Annotated in this window: 1 protein-coding gene; it reads left to right on the forward strand. The window is 69.5% G+C overall.

Features of this window, described 5'->3' with window-relative positions:
- Nucleotides 1-215, forward strand: a 215-nt coding sequence (locus ACPYOG_RS19435) for a hypothetical protein (RefSeq protein ID WP_481295771.1), incomplete at its 5' end; no start/stop codon positions are given.
- Nucleotides 216-279 lie beyond the last annotated feature (64 nt).

The following is a 279-nucleotide window of genomic DNA, read 5'->3' on the forward strand; positions in this document are numbered from 1 at the left end:
CCCCCCAAATGAGCGAGTGTCTCGTGGGCTCGGAGATGTGTATAAGAGACAGGCCCCACACGGTCGCCGCGCTCGACCAGGCGCTGGGGCGGCTCTCCGCCGTCGTGCATCAGCAGCACCTGTCCGGCGCTCCCGGCCGGGGTGAGGTTCCGGGCGATGGCAGGGACTCCGAGGACTGGAGGCGTCCCGGATGGCCGTCCACTCGTTGTCGGTGATCGCGTCGTTCTCGGAGCTGTACGGGGGTCGCAGCAGGCCATCATCGACGCGACCGGGCGCGCT

Source organism: Leifsonia sp. HAY1-4F (genome assembly GCF_056755275.1).